The organism is Occallatibacter savannae (assembly GCF_003131205.1).
Taxonomy (GTDB): domain Bacteria; phylum Acidobacteriota; class Terriglobia; order Terriglobales; family Acidobacteriaceae; genus Telmatobacter; species Telmatobacter savannae.
In genome coordinates this window covers 703,102-724,648 of record NZ_QFFY01000002.1, presented here as the reverse complement: position 1 = coordinate 724,648, position 21,547 = coordinate 703,102, and the positions used below count along the sequence as shown (strand labels likewise).

Annotated in this window: 14 protein-coding genes; 5 read left to right on the top strand and 9 right to left on the bottom strand. The window is 59.7% G+C overall.

Features of this window, described 5'->3' with window-relative positions; genetic code table 11:
* Positions 1–23: 23 nt before the first annotated feature.
* The 5 genes from DHV10_RS10550 to DHV10_RS10530 all read left to right on the top strand — a co-directional run bounded on the left by DHV10_RS10550 (position 24) and on the right by DHV10_RS10530 (position 8,662).
* Positions 24–1,454 carry an MATE family efflux transporter gene (locus DHV10_RS10550; protein WP_109486295.1) on the top strand — a complete coding sequence of 477 codons (1,431 nt, stop codon included), beginning with the start codon at positions 24–26 and terminating at the stop codon, positions 1,452–1,454.
* A 133-nt stretch (positions 1,455–1,587) separates the two neighbouring features.
* Positions 1,588–3,054 carry a TolC family protein gene (locus DHV10_RS10545; protein WP_109486294.1) on the top strand — a complete coding sequence of 489 codons (1,467 nt, stop codon included), beginning with the start codon at positions 1,588–1,590 and terminating at the stop codon, positions 3,052–3,054.
* Positions 3,055–3,152: 98 nt separating this feature from the next.
* Entirely contained in the window at positions 3,153–3,950 is a 798-nt protein-coding gene (gene pgl / locus DHV10_RS10540; RefSeq protein WP_109486293.1) for a 6-phosphogluconolactonase, read from the top strand.
* Positions 3,947–4,978: a glucokinase gene (glk, locus tag DHV10_RS10535; RefSeq protein WP_109486292.1), complete on the top strand. Its 1,032-nt coding sequence runs from the start codon at positions 3,947–3,949 to the stop codon at positions 4,976–4,978. The genes pgl and glk overlap by 4 nt, the downstream gene beginning before the upstream one ends.
* A gap of 189 nt (positions 4,979–5,167) precedes the next feature.
* Positions 5,168–8,662, top strand: a complete 3,495-nt coding sequence (locus tag DHV10_RS10530) for a glycosyl hydrolase 2 galactose-binding domain-containing protein (protein ID WP_109486291.1) — start codon at positions 5,168–5,170, stop codon at positions 8,660–8,662.
* Here the strand turns inward: DHV10_RS10530 and DHV10_RS10525 are convergent.
* From DHV10_RS10525 to DHV10_RS10485, 9 genes are all read right to left on the bottom strand, one after another.
* Entirely contained in the window at positions 8,659–9,543 is an 885-nt protein-coding gene (locus tag DHV10_RS10525) for a glycine betaine ABC transporter substrate-binding protein (protein WP_109486290.1), read from the bottom strand. The two genes, DHV10_RS10530 and DHV10_RS10525, sit on opposite strands and share 4 nt — an antisense overlap.
* Entirely contained in the window at positions 9,540–10,190 is a 651-nt protein-coding gene (locus DHV10_RS10520) for an ABC transporter permease (RefSeq protein ID WP_109486289.1), read from the bottom strand. The genes DHV10_RS10525 and DHV10_RS10520 overlap by 4 nt, the downstream gene beginning before the upstream one ends.
* Positions 10,187–10,951, bottom strand: a complete 765-nt coding sequence (locus tag DHV10_RS10515; protein WP_109486288.1) for an ATP-binding cassette domain-containing protein — start codon at positions 10,949–10,951, stop codon at positions 10,187–10,189. Before DHV10_RS10515 ends, DHV10_RS10520 begins: the two co-directional genes overlap by 4 nt.
* 60 nt (positions 10,952–11,011) lie before the next feature.
* Positions 11,012–11,872: a PfkB family carbohydrate kinase gene (locus tag DHV10_RS10510; RefSeq protein WP_162601413.1), complete on the bottom strand. Its 861-nt coding sequence runs from the start codon at positions 11,870–11,872 to the stop codon at positions 11,012–11,014.
* Positions 11,873–11,928: 56 nt separating this feature from the next.
* On the bottom strand, positions 11,929–12,888 hold the full coding sequence (locus DHV10_RS10505) for a tetratricopeptide repeat protein (protein ID WP_162601412.1): 960 nt from the start codon (positions 12,886–12,888) through the stop codon (positions 11,929–11,931).
* 1 nt (position 12,889) lies between these two features.
* Positions 12,890–14,080 carry a tetratricopeptide repeat protein gene (locus DHV10_RS10500; RefSeq protein ID WP_109486285.1) on the bottom strand — a complete coding sequence of 397 codons (1,191 nt, stop codon included), beginning with the start codon at positions 14,078–14,080 and terminating at the stop codon, positions 12,890–12,892.
* A gap of 130 nt (positions 14,081–14,210) precedes the next feature.
* Positions 14,211–17,747, bottom strand: a complete 3,537-nt coding sequence (locus DHV10_RS10495) for a carboxypeptidase-like regulatory domain-containing protein (protein WP_162601411.1) — start codon at positions 17,745–17,747, stop codon at positions 14,211–14,213.
* A 284-nt stretch (positions 17,748–18,031) separates the two neighbouring features.
* A complete protein-coding gene (locus DHV10_RS10490; protein ID WP_162601410.1) occupies positions 18,032–19,771 on the bottom strand; it encodes a CRTAC1 family protein in 1,740 nt (579 codons plus the stop codon).
* Positions 19,768–21,546, bottom strand: coding sequence for a CRTAC1 family protein (locus tag DHV10_RS10485; protein ID WP_239461551.1), 1,779 nt, complete (start codon positions 21,544–21,546; stop codon positions 19,768–19,770). Before DHV10_RS10485 ends, DHV10_RS10490 begins: the two co-directional genes overlap by 4 nt.
* Between the last annotated feature and the right edge of the window lies 1 nt (position 21,547).

Here is a 21,547-nt window from a genome sequence, read left to right as displayed (position 1 = left end):
CAGCACGCAACGTGGAGATCCGTATGTCTGTACTTGAGTGGTTGATACCGCCGCCGCCGAGAGAGGGCGAGCAGGGCTTCTGGTCATCGGTGCGCGAGGCGTTGAAGGGCTCGCACCGCGACTTCACAACTGGAAATTTGAATCGCGCCATCCTGCTGCTGGCCATCCCGATGGTTCTGGAGATGGTGCTGGAATCGCTTTTTGCCGTAACGGACGTGTTCTGGGTGGGTCGGCTGGGCGCGAACGCAGTGGCGACGGTGGGCATCACGGAGTCGATGCTGGCGCTGGTGTTTGCGATCGGGCTGGGCGTGGCGATGTCGACGACGGCGATGGTGGCGCGGCGCATTGGCGAGAAGGATCCGGAAGACGCGGCGATTGCGGGCGTGCAGGCGATCATGGTGGGACTGGCAATCTCGCTGGTGATCGGGATACCCGCGGGAATCTTCGCTCCGCAATTGCTGGGTGCAATGGGCGCGTCGCCGGAGATCGTGGCCACTGGGTCGGGCTATGCGCGGGTGGCGCTGGGCGGATGCGGCGCGATCATTATGCTGTTCCTGAACAACGCAATCTTCCGCGGCGCAGGTGACGCGGCGATTGCGATGCGGCTGCTGTGGGTGTCGAACATCATCAACCTGGTGCTCGACCCGTGCCTGATTTTCGGGATTGGGCCTTTCCCGCGCATGGGCGTGACGGGGGCTGCACTAGCGACGCTGACCGGGCGGTCGATTGGAGTGCTGTACCAGTTCTACCGGTTGCTGAAGGGCACGGAGCGCATTCACGTGGTGGCGCGGCATCTGCGCGTTCACTTTGGCGTGATGTTGCGGCTGCTGCGCGTATCGCTGACGGGCATGATGCAGTTTGCGATTGCGAACACGAGCTGGATTGCGCTGGTGCGGATCATCTCGCTCTTCGGAGCGGCCGCGGTGGCGGGATACACGGTGGCGATACGAATCGTGATCTTCTTCATCCTGCCTTCATGGGGGCTGAGCAACGCGGCGGCGACGCTGGTGGGGCAGAGCCTGGGCGCGAAGAAGCCCGAGCGCGCAGCAAAGGCTGTGTGGCAGACGGGCTTCTACAACATGATGTTCCTGGGGACTATCGGCGTGTTCTTCATCGTGTTTGCCACGCCGGCGGTTCGGCTATTCGTGAACGACCCGGCGGTGGTGCCGCTTGCGGCAACGGCTCTGCGCATCTTCAGCTGCGGGAACGTGGGCTATGCCTACGGGATGGTGATGCTGCAGGCTTTCAACGGGGCGGGCGACACGATGACGCCGACGATCGTGAACTTCTTCGGCTTCTGGGTGCTGGAGCTGCCGGTGGCCTGGCTGCTGGCAGTCACTGGTCACCTGCATAGCGAAGGGGTGTTTCTGGCGATTGTGGTGGCGCAGTGCAGTGTGGCGGCGGCGGGCATCGTGCTGTTCCGGCGGGGCAGGTGGGCGCGCCAGAGGATCTGACGCGGAGGCCTGGACACTGAAGGACACGAAAAACTGACCGGAATCTGGTGCAAATTCTCCCAAGATCGCATTGGATTCCGGTATTTTCCGGCCGCATTTGGGAATCCTTCGCTGCCCTTAAACATCTGAGAGAATGATGGATGTGAAAGAAGCTGCACAATTTGCCCGCTGCGCGGCCCTGGGGCTAGTCTGCCTGGCCGGAGCGGCGAGCATTTATGGGCAGAATCCCGGTTCGGGGCAGAATCCTACTTCGGCGGCAAATCCCTTCTACGGCAGCGTCACCGCTCAGGCGATCAGCGATGAACCGCTGAAATTATCGCTGGACGACGCGATTCGGCGGGGATTCGAAAACAACCTGGGCCTCAAGGAAGCGGAGAGCGGAGAGAAGCTCTTCCAGGGCGAGAAGAATATTGCGCTGCAGCAGTTTCTGCCGACGATCAACCTGAGCGGCGGAACTGGTTACTTTGAGCACAACCTGGCGGCGCAGGGGTTCGGTCCAAGCACCCTGAAGAAGTTTGGGGCCATCTTTCCGGGCGGACCGCCGACGGGGATTTCGCTCATCACAAAAGACGACCTGACGCAGGGGCAGTTGTCGTTGAGCCAGACGCTGTTTTCCGGAGTGGTGATTGCGGGATGGAAGGCGGCGGGGGCGGCGGCGCGTTCGGCCTATTTTGCGAAGATGTCGGCGCGCGGCGAGGTGGTGCAGCAGGTGGCCACGGCCTATCTGCGGTGCATTGCCGATGCGAGCGAGGTGGACAACGCGACCGCTCTGGTCAAGGCGGATCAGGTGCAATTGGAGCATGCTCATGCCCAGCACGAAGCGGGCACTGCGGCCAACCTCGACGAGCTGCGGCCCAAGGTCCAGCTGCAATCCCAGCAGCAGGCGCTGATCGCGGCGCAGAACACGCTTCAGAAGGATTTGATTCTACTGAAGCGCGAGATCGGGATCGATCCGGGGCAGAAGATCGTCCTTACGGATCCGGCTCCGTACAGCGACGTGGCGGACCAGACGCCCGCGGAAGTCAGGGCTGTTGCGTACAAGAGCCGGCAAGACTACCAGAATCTGCAGAACCAGATCATTGAGCTTCGCGCGGCTCATGCAGCGTATCGCGCACAACGCCTGCCCAGCCTGAAGTTCAATGGGTATTACGGCGTTGACCGAGTGAACGGCAGCCCGAGCCATGGAGTTTTCTCGGCCGTGGGGACGCTGAACATTCCGATCTTCCGCGAGGCGAGTATACGCGGCGAGGCAGACGCTGCTGCTACGCAGCTTGCGGCGGCCAACGCGCAATTCGATGACCTCCGCGCGAAGATCGACCAGCAGGTGCGGTCGGCTCTGCTGGATGTGGAAGCGGCCAAAAAGCTGGTGGACGTTTCGAAATCGAACGTCGATCTGGCGACACAGGAAGTGAGCGACGAGACGGATCGCGTGAATGCAGGCGTGGATGACACGCTTCCGCTGGTCACGGCGCAGGCATCTCTCGCGACGGCGCAGAGTAACTATGTGCAGAGCCTCTACCGCTATAACATGGCCAAGCTGGCGCTTGCGCGTGCGGCGGGAGTGATTGAGCTGCAGTACAGGGCTTATCTCGGCAAGTAAGCGGGCGGCGGGTTTGGGATTCCACAGGCGGACAGGTCTCACGGGTGGCTCTCTTGTGAAGGGCTACCGGGTAATGTAGAAGAGGCGGAGGTCGCCGCATGCCATCGAAACTTAAAATCGAATACATTGTTGAGCCGGACAGCAGCGCTCTTGCACGCCGTGCTGCCGAGCAGTTTGTCGCGATTGCAGAGGAGGCGGCAACGAAACGCGGCCGGGCGCGGATTGCGATCAGCGGAGGTTCAACGCCGAAAGCTGCCTTTCAGTTGCTGGCCGATCCGGGGCAGCCGTTTCGGAAACGGATGCCGTGGGACAAAGTCGACCTCTACTGGGTGGACGAGCGGACCGTTCCTCCCGATCACGCGGAGAGCAACTATCGCATGACGCGCGAGGCGATGCTCGATCGCGTTCCACTGAAGCCAGACCAAATCCACCGCATGGAAGGCGAGCTGGAGCCAGAAGTGGCGGCGGCGCGCTACGAGTCGCTGCTGAGGAATACGTTCAGGCTGGAAGGCGCGGAGACGCCTCGCTTTGACCTGGTGCAGCTGGGAATGGGAGACGACGGGCATACGGCTTCGCTGTTTCCGCACACAGAGGCGATCAACGAGATGGGGCGGCTGGTGACGGCGAACCAGGTTCCGCAGAAGGACACGTGGCGCATTACGCTGACGTGGCCGGTGATCAACCAGGCCAGCTCGGTTTTCTTTCTGATTGGCGGCGCGAACAAGGCGGAACTGGTGAAAGAAGTGTTCACCGGGCCGCGCGATCCGGAGCGCCTGCCCAGCCAGCTCATCTGGCCCTCAAGCGGTATACTCACTCTCGTCCTGGACAAGGATGCTGCTGCGCTACTGCCTGCAACAGAAGGGAATGGCCACGGGACTTTTGAGAGGGAAAGATGATTCTAGCTGGTGATGTAGGCGGCACGAAAGTCCACCTGGCGCTGTACGACTTCACAGCGGGCAAGCTGAAACATACGCGCGACAAGCAGTATCCGGCGAAAGAGTACGCGGGGCTCGTTGAGATTGTCCGCGAGTTTCTGGGGACGGATAAGGTCACCGCGGCGTGCTTTGGCGTGCCGGGACCGGTGCGCGACGGGCGGCTCAGGCTTACGAATTTGCCGTGGACTCTGGACAGCCGCGAAATCTCTCTCAATCTGCACATCGACCACGTGTTTCTCATCAACGATCTGGAAGCGAACGGATATGGGATCGCGGAGTTGTCGACGGATCAGATCTATGTGCTGAGCGAAGGCGACGCGAGCCAGATCGGCAATCGCGCGCTGATCGCGGCGGGCACGGGGCTCGGCGAAGGGCTGCTGGCCTGGAATGGGCGCATTCACGTGCCGTATCCGTCAGAAGGCGGGCATACGGATTTTGGACCTCGCAATGAGACGGAGATTGAGCTGCTACGCTTTTTGCAGCGGAAGTACAACGGACGGATCAGCTATGAGCGGGTCGTCAGCGGCATGGGGCTGACAAACATCTACGAATTTCTGCGCGATGGCTACGGGATGGAAGAGCCGAAGTGGCTGGCGGAGAAACTCGCCGAAGCTCACGACCCGAACAGCGTGATCACGGAGATGGCGCTGTCAGTGAAAAGCGAGATCTGCGTCAAGGCTCTGGATATGATGGTCTCGATCTACGGAGCCGAAGCCGGAAATCTGGCGCTCAAGGTGCTTTCGGTGGGCGGTCTGTATGTGGGCGGAGGGATCGCTCCGAAGATTCTGGAGAAGCTAAAAGACGGCGTCTTCCTGAAGGCCTTTCAGGATAAGGGGCGCCTTAGCCAGCTGCTCATCAACATGCCGGTTCGTGTGATCTTGGAGAGTCGCGCGGCGCTGATGGGTGCTGCCGCCTACGCGGAGGCTCGGGCGGCGGAGTTCAGCGGCGTTTCTCCGCGGGCGGCTTCAATCGGACATACGAGCCTTTAAGACGCGACAAAAACATTCATCACCTAGTGAATCTCGGTGTAATGCTCTAGGGTCCGTTGTCAGACCTGCCCGGGTTTGTGATCGCGAAAGGCCGCAGTTACACTTGCTCGTTCCATGATTTTCAGGTGAGGCGTGCTGCGCCTGACGCAGGCGCGTCAGCCTTAACTTTCAGGACGCGGAGTTCGTTTGATGAATTGCTTCTTTGTTGCCTACTTTCTTTTTGCGGCGAGTGCATTTGCGCAGAACTATACACGCGGGGTGGGTGTGTATCCCGGAGATCCCAAGGAGTTCACCGGGCCTTCTCTGGTTGTGGATTCGACGAACTATCGCAACCTGGCGCTGCACAGGCCTGCGTATCAGTCGAGCGCGTATGACTATAACCTGACGGCGCAGCTTGTTACGGATGGAATTCGAGAGACAGCGCCGCCGCAGTGGATCGAGACGTCAACGAGTAACGCGGGAGTCCTGCCTAAACGCGAGCGAGAGCTTTTTCTCGACGGCAATGTCACGTCGTCAGTGGATGTATCTGGCGACAACGCATGGGTAGAGTTCGATCTTAGGGGCGGCGGCAAAACCCCGGAGCTCGACAGGATCGACCTTTACCTGCGGAAGATCTATGGGCACTCTTTGAAGGGGACATGGACCTACGTTGTGCTCGGATCAAACGATGGCTCGAGTTGGAAAGAGGTAGGGCGCAGAACGGGCTCTGAGTGGCCGGACATGGCGGCGCCGGGGCCGAGTTTCGTGGAGTCGATTCCTTTCTCGCGACCTGAGACGTTTCGCTCGTATCGAGTGCAACTCTCTTCGGACACGGTGCATAAGTGGGGCGTCGCGGAGTTGGCGCTGTTCGACCAGGGGCGGTCAGTGCGGGTGGCGGGGCCGGATATCTTCTCGAGCGCGTGGATGAGCGCGGGAGGCGGCGAAGAGTGGGTCTACGTTGACCTGGGCGCTAGCTGCACGTTCGATCGCATTACGCTGACCTGGCTCGAGCGCGCGGCGGAAGGAGCCGTGCAGATTTCAGATGATGCAAAGAGCTGGAACACGGTGAAGGCGCTCACAGAATCGTCGAACATGACGGATGATGTGCGACTGGACAGTCCTACCCGCGGCAGCTATGTCCGGGTGTTGATGACGAAGCCCGCGAAGAGTGGGGACCGGTACGTGCTCAGCGAACTTGAGGTGTTCGGGCGGGGAGGGCCGGCGCCGGTTGCCCATGCCGCTGCGGCTGCAAAGCAGGACGGGGCTTTGCCGCTGGCGGGGGGAGCGTGGCGGGTACAGCGAGCATCGCTCGTGGCAGGGAGCGGAGAGGATCTATCGAAGCCGGGATACAGCGACAAGGACTGGATGATTGCGACCGTCCCGGGAACGGTGCTGACCAGTTATCTGAATGACAGCGCGATTCCTGATCCAGACTTTGGCGATAACCAGTACGCGATTTCGGACTCGTTCTTCTGTGCGGACTTCTGGTATCGCGACGAGTTTGAAGCGCCGGTCGCGCAGCATGCAGGCGAACACACGTGGCTCAACTTCGACGGCATCAACTGGAAGTCCGAGGTCTACCTCAACGGACAAAACGTCGGCCGGATTGATGGCGGCTTCATGCGCGGCCGTTTTGATGTGACGGCGTCCATCCATCCGGGCGCGACGAATGCGCTGGCGGTTCGAATCATTCGCGTGGCCAATCCGGGCAGCACGAAAGATAAGGCCGGGCCAACGGTGAATGGAGGTGCGCTGGGGCGGGATAACCCTACGTTTCACGCATCGGCGGGATGGGACTGGATGTCGACGATTCGCGGCCGCGACACGGGGATCTGGAGCAACGTGTGGCTGAGCAGAACGGGAGCGGTGCGCATTGAGAACCCGATGGTAACGACGAAGCTGCCGCTGCCGGATACTGCTCATGCAGACGTTACCATTGAAACGACGCTGCGAAATCTAAGCGGCGCGGCGGTGTCGGGAACGCTGCACGCGAGCTTTGGAGACGTGAACGTCTCGATGCCGGTATCGGTGGAAGGCAACACGACGAAGGCGGTTGAGTTGTCGCCGGCGTCGCTGCCGCAATTGCGCCTGGCGAATCCGAAGCTCTGGTGGCCGGTCGGGTATGGCGATCCGAATCTCTATCCGGTCTCGATCAGCTTCGAGGCAGATGGGGTTGTTCCAGACCAGACAACTTTCAAAGCAGGTGTTCGGCAGTTCACGTACTCGGAAGACGGCGGAGTGCTGAAGATCTGGATCAACGGACGGCGCTTCATTCCGCGTGGGGGCAACTGGGGCTTCGCCGAATCGATGCTGCGGTATCGCGCGCGCGAGTACGACACGGCGCTTCGCTATCACCGCGACGAACACTTCAACATGATTCGCAACTGGGTGGGGCAGACCGGCGATGAAGCCTTCTACGATGCAGCCGACCGCTTTGGCGTAGTGGTATGGCAGGATTTCTGGCTGGCGAATCCATGGGACGGGCCCGATCCGGACGACAATGAATTATTCCTGACGAGCGCGAAGGATTACCTGCTGCGCATTCGCAATCACGCTTCGCTGGGAATCTTCTGCGGACGCAATGAAGGCTTTCCACCGCAGCCGATTGATGATGGGCTGCGCAGTCTGGTCGCCGCACTTGAGCCTGGATCGCATTACATCTCAAGTTCGGCTGACGGACCGGTGAGCGGGCATGGGCCTTATCGAGTTGAACCGCTTCGCTACTATTTTGAGCAGGCGCCGGTAAAGTTGCACAGTGAGATGGGTTCGCCGAATGTGGTGGAGATGGACGATCTGCTGCGGACGATGCCGGAGCAGGCGATGTGGCCGCAAGGGTATGAGTGGCCATTGCATGACTATCACGAGAGCAATCCATTCACGGTGGCCGTTGACCATCAGTATGGCGGAGCGGCCAGCATCGAGCAGTGGGACAGCGTCGCGCAATTTGTGAACTACGACTCGTATCGCGGCATGTTCGAGGGACAGAGCAAGAACCGGCTGGGGCTGTTGATCTGGATGAGCCACCCTGCCTGGCCTTCGCTGCTGTGGCAGACCTACGATTATTTCTTCGACACGGACGCCGGGTACTACGGCGCGAAGAAGGGCGCCGAGCCGCTGCACATCCAGTGGAACGCATCGACGGATGCTGTCGAAGTAGTGAACTACAACGCCGGCGATCAGAGAGGGCTTACGGCTCACGCTCAGATCATCAATATCGACGGGAGCGTGAAGTGGGAGAAGACTGCGACTCTGGACAGCCGAGAAGACAGCACAGACTCCCCGCTGAAGCTCGAGTTCCCTGCCGGACTTGCGCGGACGCATTTCATCCGACTGAACCTTACGCGAAATGGTGTGGCGATTTCATCGAATTTCTATCTGCGGGGCCTGACGGAGAACAATTATAAGGGCATTCGCGATCTGGGTGCGGCCAAGGTGAAGCTCAAGAGCCGCATCAAGCGAAATGGATCAGAGTGGGCAATTACGGCGGAGTTGAAGAATGCCTCGAAGACTCCGGCGCTGATGGTGCGGGTGAAAGCAATTGGGAGCAAGAGCCGCGATCTGATTCTCCCGGCGCTCTTCAGCGACAACTACATCGAGCTGATGCCGGGCGAAAAGCAAATGATCTCGATTACGCTTCTGGATGCGGACACGCGCGGAGAGAAGCCGGCTGTTCGGCTGGAGGGCTACAACCTCGCGCAGCACTAGAGAGAGTGACGCGTTCTGAACTCGCGGACGACATCGGCGGGGTTGCGGTGCTGTCCGTCGACGGCTTCATTCATGGTGCGCATGTCTTCCGCTGTGATCTTTCCGGCGAGTGCGTGAAGAGCCTGCGCTATCTGCGGCCATCGCCGTAACGATTCATTCCGGACCAGCGGGACGGCCTGATACGGCGGGAAGTAGTGGCGATCGTCCTGAAGTGCGACCAGGCCGAGGGCCTGAATGGGACCGTCCGTTGAGTTGGCTGCGATCATGTCGACCTGATGCGCGGTCAAGGCGCGATAGAGCAGGCCCAGATCCATGGTGCGAGGCGGTCCGGCGAAATGAAGATTGTAGGCTGCTCTGAGGCCTGGCAATCCGTCGGGGCGCTGCTCGAATTCATAGCCAACCCCGAGATGCCAGTTAGGCGTGTGTTGGGCCGCCTGGCTGAGCGTGGTGAGGTTGAGGCGCTTTGCGTCGTCGCCGCGAATGACCATGGCGAACGTGTTTTCAAAACCCAGGGGCTCGCCGACGATGACGTCATCTCGGGTCGCGTACAGACGGCGTACGGTGCTTAGAACTGCATCGGGATCCCGATTGACGGGCTGCTTGAGGATCGCAGTGAGTGCCGTGCCGGTGTACTCGATGTATGCGTCGATGCGGCCGGAGACGAGCGCCTGGTTTGAGATGTAGCTACCGGCCAGATAAAACCGCCGTTCTACGTGGAGGTTTGATTTTGCTTCGATCTCCTGGGCGAGAAGCTCTCCGAGGATGACCTGTTCGGTGAAATTCTTCGCGCCGACCACAGGGTGGTTGGGCCGCGGGGGCGAGCAACCAAGAAGGAGGAGAGTCAGAGCGCTAAGAGCTGATCTGAGAAAATTTTGCCTCATGGTCGGGCGCTCTCTGGTGCAGGCACTTTGAAACGCTTCTCGAGCAGCCCCAACGCTCCGTCTGCGATCAGGGCAAGCAGCGCGGCCGGTACAGCGCCGGCGAGCACGAGGCGATTGTCGACGGAGGCTACGCCGCGAAAGATCAGTTCGCCTAATCCGCCGGCACCAACTGCGGCGGCGATGGTGGCGATGCCGATGCAGGTTACGGTCGCCGTGCGCAGGCCGGCGAAGATGAAGGATGCGGCGAGAGGAAGTTCGATCTTGAAGAGGCGTTGACGATTGGTGAGGCCGATTGCGCGGGCGACCTCGATCAGGGTTGGATCGATGCTGCGGATTCCAGCATAGGTATTGCGCAAAATCGGCAGCAGCGCATACGCGGTGAGCGCAATGATGGCGATGCGCGCGGCGCGTTCACCAAGCCATGGCAGGGGGAGTAGAAATCCGAACATAGCGAGCGACGGGATCGTCTGCAGAACGTTGGTTATGCCGATGACCGGCTTTGCCCAGCGCGGCGAACGCGTCAGCCATATGCCGGCGGGAATGGCGATGGCAGCGGCGAAGAGCATCGCTGCCCCCGTGAGCCAGAGATGTTCAATGGCCAGCGTGCCGATCTCAGCGCCATATTGCGACAGGAAGGACCTGTTCATCGTGAGGCACTCTCCTGCGCGGATCGAGCGGCTCCGCGATGAAAGGCAGCGGCGTAGGAGATGATCTCGGGACGTTCGGAGCGGAGGAATTCGTTTCGCGGAACATTGACGATGATCTTGCCTTCGCTCAGCAGAACAATGCGATCGGCGAGGTAAAGAGCTTCGTCGAGATCATGGGTGATAAGCAGGACAGTGGTTCTTACTCGGGTGAGGAGTTCACGGAGCATGTCCTGCATTTCAGCGCGCGTGAGGGGATCAAGGGCGCCGAAAGGCTCGTCCATGAGAAGGATGCTGGGTTCTGCTGCGAGAGCGCGGGCAAGGCCGACGCGCTGGCGCTGGCCCCCGGAGAGTTGATGGGGATATCGTTGCGCGAAGTTTTCAGGATCGAGGCCGACGAGTTGAAGCAGATCGCGAACACGTTGCGAGCGTTGCGCGCGAGAGCGGCCTTCTGCTTCGAGGACAATACCGACGTTTCTTTCCACCGTGAAGTGGGGGAACAGGCCGGTCTCCTGAATGACGTAGCCCATTCTGCGGCGCAGGGAAACGACATCCTGCTCGATGGATCCAGCAATAAGCACTTGGCCGCTCGCAGGCACTACGATGCGATTGGCAGTGCGAAGGAGCGTGGTTTTGCCGGAGCCGCTGCGGCCGATGATTGCAGTCAGGGAGCCCTCTTCGATGCTGAGCGACACGCTGTCGAGGAGGCTGCGGCCCGCTGCGGTGACGACGGATATGTCTCGGAATTCCAGCGCGGCACTCATTGCATCGACTGTTGGGCAGCTTAACACGGCGGATCAGATCGCTCAGCATGTTGGCCGACTTCACCCAGCCATCCATGCTCGCGTTCCCCGGTAACGACAGGACTCTGAGGCGATGATGGAAGCTGTACAGAGAGCCTCGTCAAACCTGCGACCATCAGCATAATAATAAAAGCAGAACGCGCCGTGGAGGATATCACCTGCGCCGGTTGTGTCGAGGGATTCGACCTGCTTTACATTGATCGTTCCTCTCGCAGACTCCGAAGCCCACAGAATCGGTGCAGCACCCTGGGTGATCGCGATCTTCTCTACGCCGGATGTACGAAGATAGGCGATGACTCCGTCCTTATCAGTACAAGTGGGCGGAAAGAAGTCTGCGGAGCAGATCGCGACATCGACGTGCTTCAGCAGTCGGTCGGTTCCGGTCTTCCAGCTGCCTCCGTCGAGAACGACGGTGATTCCGGCTGATTGCGCAGCTTCGGCCCATGCCTGGCAGGCCTGCATATCATGGCCATCGACCATGAGGATATTCGCGTCGGCCAATTGAGACTGGTCCACTGTTGCATTCGGAATCGTTCGGCCTGATGTGTTGGCTGAAACGACGCTGCGGTGGGCCTCAGCGTCGACCCAGATGGACGAGATGGGAGGAGGTTCATGCGCATTCGGGGCGAGATCGGCCAGGGCGATGCCGAAGTGGTTGCATTCTTCGCGGATGACAGCGGCGAGCGAGTGTGCGCCTGCGGGCGTGACCAGGGTCGTATTGCCGCCGAGATGGGCGAAGGTGATGGCAGCATTCGTGGCGGGGCCGCCGACAACGATTTCCTGTGAATGCGCGGCAACCTTCGTGTTCGGAGCGGGGTGTTCGGAAACGGTGTAGATAATGTCGATTGTGGAGAGACCGACGAAGATGCCTTTGGGTTGCATATACGTGTCCCGCATTCATTGCAGAGTGACCAATTTGCGCGGCCGTAGACTCGTGGTCAGGGCTCGTTGGGATTTCGAATGGAAAGAGGATTGGGTGTTTTATCTGACGAGTGCGATCCGCTGAGCCTTGCGGTCAGGTCAAATTCCTTCTTTGCTTGAGCTACGAGGCCCTGTTTCCGGTAGAGCTGGCCGAGTTGATAGTGAAGGCTGGACACGTTGGGCGCTAGAGCGATGGCTTTCTCCAACTCCGCCTGCGCCTGGGGCAGGTCGGCCTGCGCGGCAAATGCGTGGCTTAGCTCCTCATGGACCGTCGGGTTGTTGGGTGCAAGCGCGGCGGCGCGCTGCAGGTAGTCGATGGCCTTGGCGGGCTGGTGTTGATCGCCGTAGAGCTTGCCTAGATTGAGGAATGGCTGCGCATCAATGGGTGCGGGGCCTTGCCACTCGATTGCGGTTTCGAAGGCGGCTCTGGCCTTGTCGGTCTCGTTGAGCTCGCGCCATGCGAGGCCGAGGTTGTTCTCGGCTTCAACGTACTTCGGATGGAGCGCCAAGGCGCGCTCGAAGCTGGCGATGGCGCCATGATAATCGTTCTCGTTGAATCTAGTTCTGCCGAGCAGATAGTGGACGTTCGCATCGTTCGGCAACTCAGCGACGACTGCGGAGAACCATTTGTCTGCATCAACGAGGTCATTGAGGAGAACGTAGTCGGAGGCTACGGTCTTCAGTTCTTCGGGGCCTGGGCGCCGGAACTTGGCTCCGGCAGTGAATTCGGCGAGTGACTCACGCGCTTTTTTCTCGCCGAAGAGAACAAAGCCGAGGAGGAAGTGTGCGTCGGCGGAGTTGGGGTTGGCTGTAATGCTGGTGCGAAGCGCGGCTTCAGCTTCCGGCAGTTTCCCCTGATCGGCGAGGGCGCGCGCCGAGGCAAGGGGATCGCTGGGCGATTGGGCGTGGGTGGAGACCTGGAATAGGATCGCGAGCAGAGCTAGAGGGGCAGCCTCTCGGACTATTTTCGTAGGCACGTCAGTGGGCCGCATTCTTGATTTCTGCAGAGCTGCTTGCCTGGCCGGCGACCGCTGCGCTGGCTTCGCGCTGCAATGTGCCGTAGGTCTGCATCTCTTTCTGCGCCTCGGCGTTCTTGCCTTGGGATCTGTAGACGTTAGCAAGGAGGAAGTGAATGCTGGGCTCGCGCGGACTGTCTTTCATGGCCATCAACAGATCGGGCAGCGCTTCGGGCTGGCGTCCGAGGCGAACAAGGGCGCGGGCGCGGTCTACGCGCGCCTGCATCAGCGCGGGGCAACGCTCGATGGCCGCGTTGGCTTCGGTCAGGGCTTCGTCGTTGGAGTCGTTGGCTTCGAGGATCGCGTTGGCCAGCTTCCAGTGAGCCATGCAGTTGTATGGATCGTTCTTGAGCTCTGCGCGGAATTCATCCTGCGCAGACTTCCATTTTCCGATGTACCAGTATGCATCGCCCATGTGCATGTGGGTGCCGGGTTTCTCCGGGGCGGCGTCGACGGCCTTCTTGTATTCGACAAGCGCGAGGTCGTAATTGTGCATGCTCTCGTCGATTTCGCCGGCGATCTCATGGGCGACGACCGAATCGGGATCAATTTCGTTGATCTTCTTCAGCGAATTCTCTGAAAGCTGAAGGTAGGTCTTGCCCAGCATGTACCAGGCCTGCTGGTCGTTGGGGTTGCGCGCGAGATAGTCGTTGAGGTGACGCGCGGCCTCATCGAGCTTCTTTTCGTTCATGAGCATGCGCGTGAGCGTCATCTCGACTTTGTCGTCTTTGGGATTCGCTCGCAGAGCCTTGCGGAGAAGTGGCTCGGCTTTGTCGTTCTCCCCAAGCTGCACATAGCTCATGCCGAGGATTGCAGCAGCAGTGGGCATATTCGGGTTCAGTTCGAGACCGCGCTTCAGAGTCTCGGCCGCATGCGCATAATCGCGCTGGTCGAAGTAGAGAGCTCCCAGATTGTTGTAAGCCGCTGCGAGATGAGGAGCTAGCTTGATGATGGCACGGTACTTCTCAATGGCGTTGGCTGCGTCGCCGCCCTCCGATGCGGCATTGGCTTCCGCGTAGAGTTGCTGCACCTTCGGCGTGACCTCAGCGTCGCCTGCCTGCCCCAGAACCGCCGGACACACGCAGAGGGCAAGCGCGGCGGCCACAAGCGACAGCTTTGTTGTTCGGAGAACGCCGCAGGAGAAGGACTTCATGACTTGTAATTATAGATTTCCGTGATCCTTGCAGGTTAGCTCGTTGCGTCCGAAAAAATCGCCGGACTGCATGGGGCAGCCCGGCGCAAGGAAGTCACAAGTGTTCCAATTTCAGGAGACAGAGGTAAACCTAGAATTCCAATCGCAAACTGACCTGACCTTGTCGATTGCTAGTATTCGAACCTTTTCCAGTGACCTGGCCGAACGAAGCATCGCTCTTGTTGGTATCAGGACCGTTAAAGATGGTTCTGTTCAAGGCGTTGAAGTAGTCCACAGAGAGAATGGTGGTAAACCGTTCTCCAATATAGAAGTGTTTTTTCGCGTTGAGGTTTTCGTTGTAGAACGCGGGGTACCTCAGCTCAGGATAATTACGCTTTGCATCACCCAGCACATACTGGCTCGGCGTGAGCGTAAATGCGCTCTGATCAAACATCTGCGCCGCCGGGATCTTTCCGAGGAAGTAGTCGCGCGCACGGTTGTAGGATGCGGTACCCAGCTTAACCGATGAGTTGCGATCGGGACGATTGAACCCATTCGGGAACGGTGTTCCGTTTTCGTAAGGCCCAAATGCGCCGCCCGCTTCGTAGTCTAGAATCCAACCAACCTGCCATCCTCCAACTACATTGCCGAGTTTGCGGTTGTTAACGAACTTCTTACCGGGTCCGATGGGCAGCATGTAAGTGCCGCTCACCTTGAGCGTCTGAGGTTCATCTGCGTTGGAGATTGCCCACTCGGGCTTCTGGTTGTACTTGTTTATGCCGCCCGAGGTAAAGCTCGAGAACCCGCTGCTTGTGTTGTCGTACAGGCGGGAGAGCGTATAACCCGCGAGGAACGACAGTCCGTTGCTGAAGCGCTTCTCAACCTCGATCTGAGCGGACTGGTAGTACGTGGTACCCATGGCTTCGAAGTTGTAGAAGATGTTCGAGTACTGTGGGTAAGGCACGAGGGCCTGGGCCACGGTAGCCGATCCGCCGAAATCCGTCACGAAGTCCGGATAGGGCAGCGGTACACCGTCGAGAGAGGTCTGGCCCGGCGCGAACACATCATTCAGCTTGGAACCGAGAGAGAGGTACTTGGGATCGAGCTGGTTGATGTGATTGTTCTGGCTGGGCAGGTGGATGATGCGATTGCCGACCCACGCCACGGTCGCCAGCATGTTGTAGGGCAGTTCGCGCTGCAGGTTTACGTTCCACTGCTCGCTATACGGAGCCTTACCGTCAGTCTTCTTACTCATGGCGTTGATCTGGTTGCCACGGCCAAGGCTGGGGCTGAAGGGCGTCGGGCTCACAGCGGGAATGGAGTTTGTATCCCAGCTGCCGAAGCTGGAGTTGTAGCTGCCGGTGCTGTTGCGTGTATACGAACCCACAAGCAGGTTTCCGTAGTTGACGGCGACCTTGTTGGTGCCGTACTCATACGCGCCGCCATCAAGGAAGGCGACATCCACACCAGCCTGCAGAACCATCTTTCGGCTCAGCTGATATGCGAAGCCGAAGCGAGGTCCGAGGTGGTTCCAGTGGGTATCGACGTGGTTCCAGCCGACGCAGCCATTGCAGCTGCCCAGCTTGTTGGCCTGACCGGGGATGTTCTCTCCGGGCAGCGTTCCCGGGTTGTCGGGATTGAAGAAGACTACGTTGTTGTGGTCTTCAGTGAACGGAACCTGGATATCCCAGCGAAGTCCAAGGTTGACGGTGAGCCGAGGCGTCAGCTTGATGTCGTCCTGGAGATACGGTGAGAAGTCGCGGTTGCGCAGCTTGAGCTCCTGCGAGTTGCTGCGGTTTGCAGAATCAGGAATGCCGAGCAGGAAGCTGGCGAAGGAGCTGCCGTAGCTGCCGAAGTTCGGGTCATTCGAGTTCTGCACGGACGTTGTGCGCTGGCTGAAGTTGAAGTGACCACCCTCGGTCTGCTCTTCGTTGTCGTCCTGATAGGCACGACGATACTCCCAGCCGATGTTGAAGGTGTTGCGACCCTTCGTCCACAGGTAGTTGTTCACGAGCGCAATGCCGAGCTTACGGTTTATCGATTGGAGCCATGCGCCGCTGGTGCCCCAGCTGGTGGGAGCGTGCTGTCCGTCAAAGGTGATGTTCGGCGGAATGTCTTCGTTCTGAACCGCGCCGAACTGGTAGCCCTTGGTGATGTTGAACTGGTTGTTGATTTCGCCGATCCAGCCGAACCCAGCCGTCATGACGAGGTGCGGGTTGAAGGTATTGCTGTAGTTCAGCAGGAAGGCGCTGCCCAGCGCAGGCTCATACTTCTGGCTGTTCAGCGGGTTGGGCGCCAGCACGATCGGAGCATAGTCGAAACTGTGCGTGGTATAGCTGTTCCGCCACTGGCTATAGTGAAGGCTCTGCCGGGCCGAGATGTTCTGGTCGACCGTAAAGCCCCATACGTGCTGGATGTTCGGGTTGATGAAGTGCGCGTAGGTCTTGTTGGAGTCCAGACCGCCGGAGATGTCGGGATTCGGCAGATACTGGAGGAGCGAGGATGACAGCGGGCTGATGCAGTTCGTGGGGATTTTGTTTCCCGGGAACGGCTGGCCAGGCGTCAGGCCGTTGCAGCTGAATCCAATCGGTACATAGATCGGGATCAGCTTGCCATTGGTATCAACGTAGTCGCTGAAGTCGCCGCCCTTTTCCGCTGCGGTCGGCACAGTGCCAATGCCGGTATTCAGGTTGTTCTGCTTGTACCACTCCTGGCTGTAGTAGCCGAAGGTGCGGTTGCGGCCGTCGTAGATGTGCGGAATCCGGATCGGTCCGCCGACGCTGAAGCCATAGTTATTTTCGTGGTCGGACGGAGGTGTCTTCGATCCGCCCCATGCCGGGCCGTTGAAGAAGCCGACGGAGTCAAAGAAGCTGTTGCGGTTGATCTCGAAGAGATCGCCGTGGTACGAGTTCGTACCCGACTTCATCTGATAGGTCAACGCACCCTGGCCGAGGCCAAACTGCGCCGAGAAGGTGGAACGCTCGACCTTGTACTCCTGAACGAGTTCGAAAGGCGGGTTGAAGTTGGTCGTGTAGCCTTCGGTTTCAGGCTGGGGCGTGGGAATACCGTTGTAGACGATTTCCTGCTCAAAGTCGACGCCGCCGCTGACGCGGTGGGAGAAGGTTCCGCCTGTGGTTCCGGGGGCTGTGAACTGGAGCTGATCGATCTGGCGGCCGCGGCCCGAAACTTCTTCAGGCAGGGCGGCAACGACCACAGGCTCAATTGTGCTTCCAATCTCGGGAGCGGTGGTGTTGAGTGCGATCTCGTCTGACGTGACCTGAACGGTTTCGTTCGAGCCGCCAGTGGTAAGGGCGAAATCGACGGTTGCCGTGGTACTCACCTCGATCGTAACGCCCTTTTTGACGTCCTTTTTGAACCCACTAGCGTCGACCTGGACCGTATATCTGCCGGGCAGCAGGCCGCGGAATGAATAGGTCCCGGCGCTACTGGAAACGGTATCGGAGGAAACCGACGTTTGCTCGTTGGTGATGGTGACCTTGGCGTTGGGAATAACCGCGCCGGTCGGATCGGTGATCGTACCCGTGATGCCTGCGCTAGCCTGCGCGAAGGCAGTTTGCGGGGCCAACGAGATCAAGCTTGCAATTGCGACGAAGACCATAGCCCACAGGGCGGCCTTCGAGCGGCGCAATTGGGCAGCGCACTCCTTGGGAATGGGAAATAGTTTCACTTTGCCTCCTGGTCTTACCCAGTTCAGTTGTCGGACTCTGTAGTTTTTGGGGACTGTCGTGACTTCGGAAGGGCTCTGTTGGCCTTGGATCCTGAGTCAGAGATGGAAACGATACCATTTGATGGTAGCGATTCCATTCCGCGCAAATATACGTCGGGCTATTTTGCACTGTCAAGATTTTTCTCGGATAATCCGCTACCTACTCAACAATGCTTGCACCTGTTTAGTGACGAAAATCGGTTTACGGGTGCTGGAGTGCAGCGTCTCCGGTGCAGATGGTGGGATCAGTTGCACCCGCTGGAGGCGGATGCAGCGGGCTCATCGACCTCGACCTGGCGATCGCTTTTGACCCCGGTAAGCGTTTGGAGGATTCCGCTGGGCCACCGAATCTCCACGCAGGAGGCGGCTGGGCTCTCTCCCAGGCCGAAGTGCACGCGCGGATCACTGGATGAGAGATAGCCGCTGGAGGTGGTGGCGGTGGCCCACTGCTTGCCGGCGGGAGTTTCGACTTCCACTACGGCTCCGATACCGTCACGATTGCTTTTGTGTCCGATAAGGCGCAGCGTAAGCCAGTGGCCAGAGTGCTCCGTCTGGTTTAGGAGGACGTAGGCTGGGCCGCCATTCGTTGTGACGACGGCGTCGATGCGGCCATCATTGTCGATGTCGCCAACGGCCATGCCGCGGCCGACCCAAGCCTCATGGAAGATGTCTCCGGAGATAGGGGAGACGTCCACGAACTTCTGGCCGGTATTGCGGGCCAGAAGCATGGGCTCGCGGTAGTGAAACTGCGGATTTATGCGTTCGATGGTGTCGAGGTCGTGTCCCTGGGCAACGAGCAGGTCTTTCCAGCCATCATTGTCGTAATCGAGGAAGCGGAGGCTCCAGCCGGAGTGGAGCAGGGTCATGGCGCCAATGCCGCTCTCTGCGGAGGCGTAGTTGAAGGTGCTGTCGCGGTTGTTCTGGTAGAGTGCGTAGCGCTGGTTGGCGAGGTCATCGACGATAATGTCGGGCCAGCCGTCGTTGTCGTAGTCGGCGAAGTCGACGCCCATTCCGGCGTAGGTCTGGCCCTCGGCGTTGACTGCCGCGCCGGTCTCTAGCCCGACCTCTTCGAAGGTGCCGTTTTTTTTCTGGTGGAAGAGGAACTCGGGCATGGAATCGTTGGCGACGAAGATGTCCATGCGGCCGTCAAGGTCGTAGTCGGCGAAGGCGATGCCGAGGGCCTTGGCTGGTTTGTCGAGGCCGAGCTTATGCGCCACTTCGGTAAAGTGGCCATTGCCGTCGTTGTGGTAGACGAGCATGGTAATTGGCTGAAAGACGTCGGGATGGCAATAGCCGCGGTACCCCTCGCGATGCTCGCCGCACCAGACGTCTTCCCAGTCCCAGGTGACGTAGCGATCGACGACAAGATCGAGCAGGCCGTCGTTATCGAGGTCGACCCAGGCTGCTGAGCTGGACCAGCCACCTCCGGCGACTCCGGCCTTGTCCGTCACGTCGGTAAAGGTGCAGTTGCCGTTGTTGTGGTAGAGGCGGTTGCCTCCGTAGGCGGTTACGTAGAGGTCTTCGTAGCCGTCGTTGTCGTAGTCTGCCGCGGCGACACCCATGCCGTAGCCGATTCCCTTGAGGCTGGCTTTTTCGGTGACGTCCTCGAAGGTGCCGTCGGCCTTCTGGTGGTACATGCGGTTCCAGAATTCGGGGCCGGTCTTCTGGGGAATGAAGCCTTTCGGCGTGGGATCGGTGTAGGGGGCGCCGTTGACGAGGAAGAGATCGAGGCGGCCGTCGTTGTCGCAATCGAAGAGGGCGACGCCTGAGCCCATAGTCTCGATCAGGTATTTGCGGGAGGTGTGGGGCGCCTGGTGAAGGAATTGCACGCCGACCTTGCTGGTGACGTCGACAAACTTGCCGGGAACGGCGGGGTTCGGCTTCGGAGCGGGCTCTGCGGGAGGTTTGGGCGACTGCGCGAGACATGCGGCAGAGGAGAGGATCAGCAGGGTGGAGAGAAGGCGTGCGACACGAACTTGGCTCACTGCTTGCTCCCTGTGCTTGCGGATCCGGCGCAGGGTTTCCCGGCGCAGAGCGAGTAAGTAATTCCCTTCCCTTCCGTGATGGTGTAGATACGGTCGACTGCGGGGAGTTTGACGGTTTCTTTCGCGCCGGACGGCCAGTGAATCTCGGCTGAGCCTGGATCAGTCGCGTCGCCGAGGCCGAAGTGAAGGCGAGGATCGTTGGTGGAGATGTAGCTGCCGCCGCTGATCACATCCTGACGCTGGCGGGTACCGTTCGCGGTCAGGTACGTAGTGGCTCCGACCGCATCGCGAGGGCTCTTTGCGCCGCCGATGAGTTTCAACTCGACCCAGTGATGATGATCGGGGTTGATGTCTCTGAGCAACACGGGAGGACCGTCCATCTGGCTGATGACGACGTCGATCTTGCCGTCGTTGAAGAGGTCGCCAAAAGCTGCGCCCCGGCCTGTGATGAGTTCGGCGAGTGCGGTTCCCTTAACCGGCGGAACCTCAGTGAAGCTGCCATTGTGTTCGTTTTGGAAGAGCAGCGATCGCTGTGCGTAAGAGGTGCCCCAGTCGAGGCGGTCGGCTGCGGGATAGATGTGGCCGTTGATGAACATCAGGTCGAGCCAGCCATCGTTGTCGTAGTCGAGGAAGCCGTCGCCCCAACCGAGAAACGGGATGGAGACCTTTCCGATTCCCGAGCGCATGGAGACTTCGCTGAAGCCGCCCTTGCCCTGATTGCGAAAGAGAAGTTTCGATTCGTCGGAGAAGTCGCTGATGGCGAAATCGAGCAGGCCGTCGTTCATATAGTCGCCGACTGCGACACCCATTGCTGCAACTTCGCGTCCGTCTTCGTTGAGGCCGAATCCCGTGCCGTAGCTCGCGTCTTCGAAGGTGCCGTCGCCGCGATTGAGATACAGGTAGCTCAGGGTCGAGTCGTTGGCGACGACAAGGTCGGGCTTGCCGTCGTTGTTTACGTCTACGAACACGGGGGTGATGCCGTAGTACTTGTTCGCCGAATCCGCCACACCGGCCTTCGCGCTCACGTCTTTGAACGTGCCGTCACCGTTGTTAAGTAAAAGATGGTCTGGTTCGCCTTCGAGATTCTTAGGGCCGCACATCACGGGTTCCCCGCGAAACTCGCAATAGGAGAATCCGGTTGCCTTGGTGTGCTCATATGGCAGGTTATCGCGGTCGAAGTGTACGTAACCCGAAATGAACAGATCGAGCCGGCCGTCTCCGTCGTAGTCGCCCCATGTGGCGCCGTCTGACCAGTTGCCCAATGCGACACCGGCTTTCTCCGCAACATCAGTGAATGTGTCGTCGTGGTTGTTGTGGTAGAGGCGGTTCTTGCCCCAGTTGGTGACGAGCATGTCGGGCCAGCCGTCGTTGTCGTAGTCGGCAACGGCTACGCCGAAGCCCCAGCGGTCATTGGTCACGCCGGCCTTTACAGCGACGTCGGTGAAGGTTCCATCGTGGTTGTTATGGAAGAGCGCGGCATGCGGCGGAGCTTCTTTGCCGTCCATGGCGTTAAAGGTTGATCCATTCACCATGTAGATGTCGAGCCAGCCGTCGTTGTCATAGTCGATTAGACCGACACCCGAGCCATTGGTGTCGATGATGAGGCGCTTGTCGGCGTTTCCCATGGTGTGCTTCCAGCCAGAGAGGCCCGCCGCTTTCGTGATGTCCTGGAACGGGACTGGGCCGGAATCGACGAAACCGGAGGCGGTGATGGGCGTTCTGCGGGGACTCTGCGGGGCAGCTCCAGGCTGGGCACAACTCGACGTCACGAACACG